Raw genomic sequence first — 1,466 nt, 5'->3', positions numbered from 1 at the left:
GGTAGTGCCCCGTGGAGTGGTGGACTTCGGATCGGCGTGGACTCACGCAGTGATCAACGAGTCATGTTGAATACTAAGCGGTTTGGTGGGATTAGTCCAGTGCTTTGGTGGCGTGTTGCTTGGCGGCGATTACCTGCCTGAGTTCGGTCATCGACACATCGGACAGGTAGCGGCGGGTGACTTGCCACTCGTCGTGGGCCTCGATCACTACCGCTGTCGCCAGCCGCAAGAACGCAGCCGGGTTGGGGAAGATCTCCACAACATCAGCCCGACGTTTGATCTCCTTGTTCAACCGCTCGATCGGGTTGTTGGACCAGATCTTCTGCCAGTGCGCCTTGGGAAACCCGGTGAACGCCAACACATCAGCCTTCCCATCACGCATCATGGTGGCCACCTTCGGGAACGAGGGTGCCAAGGTGTCAGCGACCTGGTCCCACTGGGCGTCGATGTCGTCGGGGTCGGTGTGAGCGAAGATCGTCTTGACCGCCGCGGTCACCACCGGTGCTTGTTTCGCCGACACCGCACCATGCAGGTTCCGCATGAAATGCACCCGGCACCGCTGCCACGAAGCGTTCGTGAACTGCTGTGCCACAGCAGCTTTCAAACCGGCATGAGCATCAGAGGTCACCAGCTGCACCCCCGACAGGCCACGGGCCTTCAGTGAGGTGAAGAACTCCCGCCAAAACTCGAACGACTCCGAGTCACCAACCGCGGTACCCAGCACCTCCCGCGACCCGTCCATCGACACCCCGGTGGCCACGACGAGCGCCTGAGACACCACGTGCGCCCCGACCCGCACCTTGCAGTAGGTCGCATCAGCGAACACGTACGGAAACGTTGTGTGGGCCAGTGAGCGTTCCCGGAACCGGGCGATCTCCTTGTCGAGCTCACCACAGATACGCGAGACCTCCGACTTGGAGATCCCGGTATCGACCCCCAACGCCTTCACCAGGTCATCGACCGATCGGGTCGACACCCCGTGCACGTAGGCTTCCATGATCACCGCATGCAACGCCTTGTCGATGCGGCGGCGACGCTCCAGCAGCACCGGGAAGAACGATCCCGAGCGCAACTTCGGGATCTTCACCGACACATCGCCGGCCGGGGTGGACACCGTCTTGGCGCGGTGCCCATTGCGGTGGGTAGCGCGTTCCGCGGAACGCTCATAGCGGCCGGCGCCGATCTTCTCGGTGGCCTCGGCCTCAATCAACGCCTGCAAACCGGCGCGTACCAGCTCGGCGAACATCGACCCAGCCTCGGCAGAGGTCAGTGCATCAAGCTGAGCGAGCAGGGCAGAATGGTCGTGGGTCATCGCGTCGTGTGTCCTAACTGTGAGTCACTTTGGTCGGTAACTCACTGACCACTACGCGATGGCCCACCCCAAGCCCCCACGACACGCCGGACCAGTCACGACCGGCCCAGCTGACGTCAGGACCGAAACCCCACCACCCCCTGGGACTCTCCCT

At 62.7% G+C, this 1,466-nt stretch carries 1 protein-coding gene; it reads right to left on the bottom strand.

Annotated elements, in window-relative coordinates; translation table 11 throughout:
• Positions 1-91: 91 nt before the first annotated feature.
• Positions 92-1,312, bottom strand: coding sequence for an IS256 family transposase (locus MKW15_RS24135; protein WP_240862918.1), 1,221 nt, complete (start codon positions 1,310-1,312; stop codon positions 92-94).
• Positions 1,313-1,466: the final 154 nt, after the last annotated feature.

The organism is Gordonia gummivorans (assembly GCF_022513585.1).
GTDB lineage: Bacteria > Actinomycetota > Actinomycetes > Mycobacteriales > Mycobacteriaceae > Gordonia.
This window is presented reverse-complemented; position numbering and strand designations above follow the sequence as displayed.